Origin of the sequence: Streptomyces sp. URMC 124, from assembly GCF_051386455.1 — a bacterium.
Lineage (GTDB): Bacteria > Actinomycetota > Actinomycetes > Streptomycetales > Streptomycetaceae > Streptomyces.
Genome location: NZ_JBPQTS010000244.1, coordinates 1 through 6757 on the forward strand (window position 1 = coordinate 1; position 6757 = coordinate 6757).

At 67.1% G+C, this 6757-nt stretch carries 7 protein-coding genes and 1 tRNA gene; 5 read left to right on the forward strand and 3 right to left on the reverse strand.

Features of this window, described 5'->3' with window-relative positions:
* From ACSNOG_RS31225 to ACSNOG_RS31235, 3 genes are all read left to right on the forward strand, one after another.
* The coding region (locus ACSNOG_RS31225; RefSeq protein ID WP_436756073.1) for a branched-chain amino acid ABC transporter permease at positions 1 to 1246 on the forward strand (1246 nt) is incomplete at its 5' end.
* Positions 1243 to 2040 carry an ABC transporter ATP-binding protein gene (locus ACSNOG_RS31230; RefSeq protein ID WP_436756074.1) on the forward strand — a complete coding sequence of 266 codons (798 nt, stop codon included), beginning with the start codon at positions 1243 to 1245 and terminating at the stop codon, positions 2038 to 2040. The genes ACSNOG_RS31225 and ACSNOG_RS31230, both read left to right, overlap by 4 nt.
* A complete protein-coding gene (locus ACSNOG_RS31235; protein ID WP_436756075.1) occupies positions 2037 to 2753 on the forward strand; it encodes an ABC transporter ATP-binding protein in 717 nt (238 codons plus the stop codon). The genes ACSNOG_RS31230 and ACSNOG_RS31235 overlap by 4 nt, the downstream gene beginning before the upstream one ends.
* A gap of 57 nt (positions 2754 to 2810) precedes the next feature.
* On the opposite strand, the gene ACSNOG_RS31240 is transcribed toward ACSNOG_RS31235, so the two are convergent.
* On the reverse strand, positions 2811 to 3461 hold the full coding sequence (locus ACSNOG_RS31240) for an ANTAR domain-containing response regulator (protein ID WP_436756076.1): 651 nt from the start codon (positions 3459 to 3461) through the stop codon (positions 2811 to 2813).
* A 102-nt stretch (positions 3462 to 3563) separates the two neighbouring features.
* Here ACSNOG_RS31240 and ACSNOG_RS31245 point away from each other — a divergent pair.
* Positions 3564 to 3636: transfer RNA gene (locus ACSNOG_RS31245), tRNA-Leu, on the forward strand.
* A 158-nt stretch (positions 3637 to 3794) separates the two neighbouring features.
* Positions 3795 to 4529: a helix-turn-helix domain-containing protein gene (locus tag ACSNOG_RS31250; RefSeq protein ID WP_436756079.1), complete on the forward strand. Its 735-nt coding sequence runs from the start codon at positions 3795 to 3797 to the stop codon at positions 4527 to 4529.
* 4 nt (positions 4530 to 4533) lie between these two features.
* On the opposite strand, the gene pyk is transcribed toward ACSNOG_RS31250, so the two are convergent.
* Positions 4534 to 5955: a pyruvate kinase gene (gene pyk, locus ACSNOG_RS31255; protein WP_436756077.1), complete on the reverse strand. Its 1422-nt coding sequence runs from the start codon at positions 5953 to 5955 to the stop codon at positions 4534 to 4536.
* Between the two features lie 144 nt (positions 5956 to 6099).
* Positions 6100 to 6757, reverse strand: a 658-nt coding sequence (locus ACSNOG_RS31260) for an SIMPL domain-containing protein (RefSeq protein WP_436756078.1), incomplete at its 5' end; no start/stop codon positions are given.

Sequence of the window (6757 nt, forward strand, 5' to 3'; positions counted from 1 at the left end):
GCCCCTGCCCGCCCCGGCCGAAATCCTCATCATCGCCGCCGTCTTCGGCCTCGCCCTCGGCCTCGTCACCTACGGCATCGGCACCACCTACGGCGAACTCTTCACCGGCTTCCTCCTCCTCGCCGGCCTCGGCACCGCAGCCATCGCCCGCGCCGGACTCATCACACGCCTCACCGCCCTCACCACCAAACACCGCACCCCCACCATCACCGCCGCCTTCGTCGCAGCAGCCCTCTTCCCCCTCACCCAGGACACCGAGGAATACACCCTCATCGCCGTCAACATCCTGATCTTCTCCACCGTCGCCCTCGGCCTCAACGTCGTCGTCGGCCTCGCCGGCCTCCTCGACCTCGGCTACGTCGCCTTCCTCGGCGTCGGCGCCTACACCGCAGCCCTCGTCTCCGGCTCCACCGCCTCCGCCCTCGGCGTCCACTTCCCCTTCTGGGCCGCCGTCCTCACCGGCGCCGCCGCCTCCCTCGTCTTCGGCGTCGTCATCGGCGCCCCCACCCTGCGCCTACGCGGCGACTACCTCGCCATCGTCACCCTCGGATTCGGCGAAATCTTCCGCATCACCGTCGGCAACCTCAACGGCGAATCCGGCCCCTCCCTCACCAACGGCCCCAACGGCATCCCCAACATCCCCAACCTCGTCCTCTTCGGCTACGACTTCGGCAAGACCCGCACCCTCGGCAGCATCACCCTCAACCCCTTCGCCAACTACTACCTCCTGATGCTCCTCTTCACCGTCATCGTCGTCCTCGTCTTCAGCCGCGCCGGCGACTCCCGCATCGGACGCGCCTGGATCGCCATCCGCGAAGACGAAACCGCCGCCACCGCCATGGGCATCAACGGCTTCCGCCTCAAACTCCTCGCCTTCGCCCTCGGCGCCACCCTCGCCGGACTCGCCGGCACCGTCCAAGCCCACGTCGCCTACACCGTCGTCCCCGAGCAATACGTCTTCGCCGGCCCCGTACCCCCCAACTCCGCCTTCCTCCTCGCAGCCGTCATCCTCGGCGGCATGGGCACCATCAGCGGCCCCCTCCTCGGCGCCGCCCTCCTCTACCTCATCCCCGCCAAACTCCAGTTCCTCCACGACTACCAACTCCTCGCCTTCGGCGCCGCCCTCATCCTCCTCATGCGCTTCCGCCCCGAAGGACTCATCCCCAACCGCCGCCGCCAACTCGAATTCCACGAAAACACCACCAGCAGCAGCACCCTCACGCACGCGGAGGCGACCACACCATGACCACCACCGCCGTACGCAACGTCGACCTCACCGTCCACCCCCACGAAATCGTCGGCCTCATCGGACCCAACGGCGCCGGAAAAACCACCTTCTTCAACTGCCTCACCGGCCTCTACACCCCCACCGAAGGCACCGTCACCTACAAAGGCCTCGCCCTACCCCCCAAACCCCACCTCGTCACCCAAGCCGGCATCGCCCGCACCTTCCAGAACATCCGCCTCTTCGCCAACATGACCGTCCTCGAAAACGTCCTCGTCGGCCGCCACACCCGCACCAAAGAAGGCCTCTTCTCCGCCCTCCTCCGCGGACCCCGATTCCGCCGCGCCGAACAAGCCTCCGAACAACGCGCCATGGAACTCCTCGACTTCACCGGCCTCGCCCCCCAACGCGACCACCTCGCCCGCAACCTCCCCTACGGCGAACAACGCAAGCTCGAAATCGCCCGCGCCCTCGCCAGCGACCCCGGACTCCTCCTCCTCGACGAACCCACCGCCGGCATGAACCCCCAGGAAACCCGCGCCACCGAAACACTCGTCCGCGCCATCCGCGCCCAAGGCACCGCCGTCCTCGTCATCGAGCACGACATGCGCTTCATCTTCACCCTCTGCGACCGCGTCGCCGTCCTCGTCCAAGGCGAAAAACTCACCGAAGGCACCTCCGACGCCGTCCAGGCCGACGAACGCGTCATCGCCGCCTACCTCGGCACACCCTTCGAAGGCGCACCCGGAGAAGAAGAAGCTGCAGAAGTCGCCGCCGCCGAAGCACGCACCGAGGAAGCAGAGGACAACCGGTGACCGCCCTCCTCGAAGTCGAAAACCTCCGCGTCGCCTACGGCAAGATCGAAGCCGTCAAAGGCATCTCCTTCACCGTCCCGGCAGGCCAGGTCGTCACCCTCATCGGCACCAACGGCGCCGGCAAGACCACCACCCTGCGCACCCTCTCCGGACTCCTCAAACCCCTCGGCGGCACCATCCGCTTCGAAGGCCGCCCCCTCACCGGAGTCCCCGCCCACCGCATCGTCGCCCTCGGCCTCGCCCACTCCCCCGAAGGCCGCCACATCTTCCCCCGCCTCACCATCGCCGAAAACCTCCAGCTAGGAGCGTTCCTCCGCAAGGACACAGCCGGAATCACGCAGGACGTACGACGCGTCTACGACCTCTTCCCCATCCTCGGCGAACGCGCCCGCCAAGCCGCCGGCACCCTCTCCGGCGGCGAACAGCAGATGCTCGCCATGGGCCGCGCCCTCATGTCCCGCCCCAAGCTCCTCATGCTCGACGAGCCCTCCATGGGCCTCTCCCCGATCATGATGCAGCGCATCATGGCCACCATCACCGAGCTCCGGGCCTCCGGCACCACCATCCTGCTCGTCGAGCAGAACGCCCGCGCCGCGCTCTCCCTCGCCGACCGCGGCCACGTCATGGAGATCGGAAAGATCGTCCTCTCCGGAACCGGAGCGGATCTTCTGCACGACGAGTCCGTACGCAAGGCGTACCTGGGCGAAGACTGACGAGGGGCCCGCGTCCACTGGACACGGGCCCCTCGTTGCGATCCGGTACGGCCGGGACTACTGCCCCTTCGCCGCCTTCTTCTCCTCGGCATCCTCAATGACCGCCTCGGCCACCTGCTGCATCGACAGACGACGGTCCATCGACGTCTTCTGGATCCACCGGAAAGCCGCCGGCTCGGTCAGCCCGTACTGCGTCTGCAGGATGCTCTTCGCCCGGTCCACCAGCTTCCGCGTCTCCAGCCGCTGAGAAAGATCCGCGACCTCCTTCTCCAGAGCCTTCAGCTCCGTGAAGCGGGACACGGCCATCTCGATGGCCGGGACGACATCGCTCTTGCTGAACGGCTTCACCAGATACGCCATGGCCCCGGCGTCCCGGGCCCGCTCCACCAGCTCGCGCTGCGAGAAGGCGGTCAGCATCAGGACGGGGGCGATCGAGTCGCGGGCGATCTGCTCGGCCGCGGAGATCCCGTCCAGGACGGGCATCTTCACATCGAGGATCACCAGGTCGGGACGGTGCTCCCGGGCCAGCGCGACCGCGGTCTCGCCGTCGCCCGCCTCGCCCACGACGGAGTAGCCCTCTTCCTCGAGCATCTCTTTGAGGTCGAGACGGATCAGGGCCTCGTCCTCGGCGATCACGACACGGGTGACGTGCGGAGGGGTGTGCGTCGGCTCGTCGTCGACGGGCGGCGTGGGCTCGGCGGCGGTCACGGGTCTCCTCGTTCCAGGGCAAGGGTGGTGCTCCACGAGCCTACCTAGCTGCGGTATGTTTGACGCACGGCGGTATTCCGCTAACCTTGGTTTCATAGGCTAGCCCCGGTAGCCCAGCGGTAGAGGCCATGGATTCAAAACCCATTCAGCGTCGGTTCGAATCCGACTCGGGGCACTTTCCCTTCATTTCCAAGGTCACCAATCGAACCGGATTCGGTGACGATCTTCGCTCGTCAGGGTGAACAGGCCTTCGAATCCTGTCTTCCGCCGTTGCGCCTCGGCAAGCTCGCGTATGTGTACGACTCAGAAACACGTAACCGCGCCGTGGCTCTGATGCGAGACGGCGTTCCCAACCGCATCGTGGCCGAGCAACTGGGTATACCGCGGGGCACCATCGGCTGGTGGCGATCCGAAGACCGGAGACGTAGAGGCGAAGTCTTCGTACGCGCGACGGATTGCCCCCGGTGCACCGACCACGAGCTCGACCACAAGGCCTACTGCTACCTGCTCGGCCTCTACCTGGGCGACGGCCACATCATCGCGAAGCCCAAGCAGAACCATCTCTCCATCTACTGCGGTGACGTGTGGCCCGGTCTGATCGACGCTGCCGAGGAGGCAATGAGAAGAGTCATGGCGCTTCCAAGCGTGGGTAGACGCCAACAGAGGGGCTGCACAGAGGTGAAGTCTTACTCACAGCACTGGCCATGCCTGTTCCCCCAACACGGCCCAGGCAAGAAGCACGACCGACGGATCGCTTTGGAGTGCTGGCAGCAGCGCATCGTGGACGACCACCCATGGGACTTCCTCCGGGGGCTCGTCCACTCCGACGGGTGCAGGATCACTAACTGGACCACGAAGCTAGTCAACGGCGCACGCAAGCGCTACGAGTACCCGCGCTACATGTTCGCCAACAAGTCCGACGACATCCGTCAGTTGTACTGCGACACCCTCACCAAGGTGGGCGTCGAGTGGACCACCCTGGCCCGCGGCAGCGACCCGTTCAACATCTCCGTCGCCCGCAAGGCCTCCGTCGCCCTCATGGACGCCCACATAGGACCCAAGTACTAAAGGGTCACTCCTCACCGATGTGGTGCACGCGCACCATATTCGTCGTGCCGGGCGTCGCCGGCGGGGAGCCCGCCGTGATGATCACCCGGTCACCGCGCCGGCAGCGCCCGATCCGCAGCAGGTACTCGTCGACCTGGTCGACCATCTCGTCCGTCGTCTGGACCATCGGCCCCAGGAACGTCTCCACGCCCCACGTCAGGCTCAGCTGGGCCGCCGTCGCCGCTTCCGGCGTGAACGCCAGCAGGGGGATCGGGGAGCGGTAGCGCGAGAGCCTGCGGACGGTGTCGCCGGATTGGGTGAAGGCGACGAGGAACTTCGCTTCGAGGAAGTCGCCCATTTCGGCCGCGGCGCGGGCCACCGAGCCGCCCTGGGTGCGGGGCTTGCTGCGTTCGGTGAGGGGCGGCAGGCCCTTGGCGAGGAGGTCTTCCTCCGCCGCGGCGACGATGCGGCCCATGGTCTTGACGGTCTCGACGGGGTACTTGCCGACGCTCGTCTCGCCGCTGAGCATGACCGCGTCGGTGCCGTCGATGACGGCGTTGGCGACGTCGGAGGCTTCGGCGCGTGTGGGGCGGGAGGCGTCGATCATGGAGTCGAGCATCTGCGTGGCCACGATCACCGGTTTGGCGTTGCGCTTGGCGAGCTTGATGGCGCGCTTCTGCACGATGGGGACGGTTTCGAGGGGCATTTCGACGCCGAGGTCGCCGCGGGCGACCATGATGCCGTCGAAGGCGGCGACGATGCCGTCGAGGTTGTCGACGGCCTGGGGCTTTTCGATCTTGGCGATGACGGGGAGGCGGCGGCCTTCCTGGTCCATGACGCGGTGGACGTCGTCGATGTCGTGGGCGCTGCGGACGAAGGACAGGGCGATGATGTCGGCGCCGGTGTTGATGGCCCAGCGGAGGTCTTCGACGTCCTTGTCGGAGAGGGCGGGGACGGAGACGGCGACGCCGGGGAGGTTGAGGCCCTTGTGGTCGGAGACCATGCCGCCTTCGATGACGATGGTGCGGACGCGGGGGCCGTCGACTTCGGTGACTTCGAGGGTGACGCGGCCGTCGTCGACGAGGATGCGTTCGCCTTTGCTGACGTCGGCGGCGAGGCCGTCGTAGGTGGTGCCGCAGGTGTGGCGGTCGCCTTCGACGGGTTCGACGGTGATGGTGAATTCGTCGCCGCGTTCAAGGAGTACGGGGCCTTCGTGGAAGCGGCCGAGGCGGATCTTCGGGCCTTGAAGGTCGGCGAGGACGCCGACGCTGCGGCCGGCTTCTTCGGCGGCTTTGCGTACGCGCTGGTAGCGGGCCTCGTGGTCGGCGTAGGTGCCGTGGCTGAGGTTGAAGCGGGCGACGTCCATGCCGGCGTCGACGAGTGCCTTGATCTGCTCGTACGAGTCGGTGGCGGGCCCGAGGGTGCAGACGATTTTTGCTCGGCGCATGTTTCGACCTTATGACCTACCGGTGGGTAGTGGATCCATTGGCCACGACAGGCCAACGTCCTTTGGGTGAAGGGTTTTTGACAATTTCTGAAATGTGCAGGGGGGTGCTCCGATGAGCGGCTCGGCACCCCCCGGTGGGGTGGCTCAGAGGCGGGGTGGGGTCATGGTGAAGCGGGCGTTGACCTGGGCGTGGACGGTCTGGCGCTGAGGTTCGAGATCCAGTTCGGGTTCGGCGGCGGCTGCGGCTCCGTATCCGCCGCGGGCCATGCCGGGGTAGCCGGTGTTTTCGGCTCCGTCGTCGGCGAGTTCGAGGAGGGCGGTGAGCTGGGATCCGAGGGCTTCGGCGTATTCGCGGGCGCGCTGGACGGCTTCTTGGACGGCGAGGCGCCGGGCTTCTCGGTGTGCGGGCGAGTCGGGGCGGAGGGACCACCAGGGGCCGGTGATCCGGGTGAGCGGGAGGTCGGCGAGGCGGGTGGTGAGTTCGCCGAGGATGGTGAAGTCGTTGAGGGTGGCCGTGAGGTAGACGCTGCCGTGGTAGGAGCGGACGCGTTCGTGGCGGCCTTTGTCGGCGAATTGGGGGGCGGCGGTGATGAGGCCGGTTTCGAGTCTTTCGACGGCGTCGCCGTAGGTCTTGACGAGTTCGAGGGCTCTGGTGTTGCGGCGTGTGAGTTCTTCGAGGGTGGTGGTGCGGTCGGTGTTGCGTGCGGTGATGGCGATGCTGATGTGGGCGATTTCGGGGTCGACTTCGAGGCGGGCTTCGCCGCGGACGGAGACGCGGGGGGTGTCGGGGGTGCCGTAGGGC

What these genes read in the sequence shown, in the direction of transcription:
- ACSNOG_RS31230 (WP_436756074.1), top strand. Translation starts at nt 1,243, where the DNA reads ATGACCACCACCGCCGTACGCAACGTCGACCTCACCGTCCACCCCCAC.
- ACSNOG_RS31250 (WP_436756079.1), top strand. Translation starts at nt 3,795, where the DNA reads ATGCGAGACGGCGTTCCCAACCGCATCGTGGCCGAGCAACTGGGTATA.
- pyk (WP_436756077.1), bottom strand. Translation starts at nt 5,955, where the DNA reads ATGCGCCGAGCAAAAATCGTCTGCACCCTCGGGCCCGCCACCGACTCG.